Genomic DNA, 1,241 nt, shown 5'->3' with positions numbered 1-1,241 from the left:
TAACCCACAAGAAAAACGCCCTGCAGGACTAATCGGCCGGGAGCCGATTAGCGCAGCGGTAGCTGACCGAAGGCCGAGCTCAGGGATGAGCGAGTAATTACCTACAGGGCGTTTCAATTAGAAGCTTGACCAATGTGCTGGGAGCGCATTGGGACGCCTGAACAGGCGCCCGCAGGGTGACGGCCAGGGATGGCCGGCATCACTATGACCGTAGGTCATCGGCAAGCACCGCGGTGTTATGCGGGCCACATAAAAAAATACCCCGAACCATTGCTGGTTTGGGGTATTTCAGATTAGAAGCTTGACGATGACCTACTCTCACATGGGGAGACCCCACACTACCATCGGCGCTGAGTCGTTTCACTACTGAGTTCGGAATGGGATCAGGTGGTTCCAACTCGCTATGATCGTCAAGCAAAGCGGTATGGCTTGCTTTCGGTCTTATCGGCGTCTGCCGTGCCTAGTCACACAACCAAAAAGGGCGATGAACAAAGTTGTTGTCTGTTGCTGAGGACGTTTGTGCCTCTTCGTTAATCAGTCCACCAATCGATCATCCCATCAATCAGTCGTCTCTGTTATATGGTCAAGCCGCACGGGCAATTAGTACTGGTTAGCTCAACGCCTCACAACGCTTCCACACCCAGCCTATCAACGTAGTAGTCTTCTACGGCCCTTCAGGGGACTCAAGGTCCCAGGGAGATCTCATCTTGAAGGAGGCTTCCCGCTTAGATGCTTTCAGCGGTTATCCCGTCCGAACGTAGCTACCCGGCAATGCGTCTGGCGACACAACCGGAACACCAGAGGTTCGTTCACTCCGGTCCTCTCGTACTAGGAGCAACTCTTCTCAAATCTCCAACGCCCACGGCAGATAGGGACCGAACTGTCTCACGACGTTCTAAACCCAGCTCGCGTACCACTTTAAATGGCGAACAGCCATACCCTTGGGACCGGCTTCAGCCCCAGGATGTGATGAGCCGACATCGAGGTGCCAAACACCGCCGTCGATGTGAACTCTTGGGCGGTATCAGCCTGTTATCCCCGGAGTACCTTTTATCCGTTGAGCGATGGCCCTTCCATACAGAACCACCGGATCACTATGACCTACTTTCGTACCTGCTCGACGTGTCAGTCTCGCAGTCAAGCTGGCTTGTGCCATTACACTAACCTCCTGATTTCCGACCAGGATTAGCCAACCTTCGTGCTCCTCCGTTACTCTTTGGGAGGAGACCGCCCCAGTCAAA

2 rRNA genes (1 of these 2 only partly in view) are annotated in these 1,241 nt (G+C 54.1%); both read right to left on the bottom strand.

Features of this window, described 5'->3' with window-relative positions:
* Positions 1-299 precede the first annotated feature (299 nt).
* Positions 300-415, bottom strand: a 5S ribosomal RNA gene (gene rrf, locus QWI16_RS00340).
* A 164-nt stretch (positions 416-579) separates the two neighbouring features.
* Positions 580-1,241 (bottom strand): 23S ribosomal RNA (locus QWI16_RS00335) (it continues 2,222 nt past the right edge of the window).

Source organism: Gilvimarinus algae (genome assembly GCF_030518215.1).
Taxonomy (GTDB): domain Bacteria; phylum Pseudomonadota; class Gammaproteobacteria; order Pseudomonadales; family Cellvibrionaceae; genus Gilvimarinus; species Gilvimarinus algae.
The sequence above is the reverse complement of the archived record's forward strand: the minus strand, read 5'-3'. Positions and strand labels throughout refer to the sequence as shown.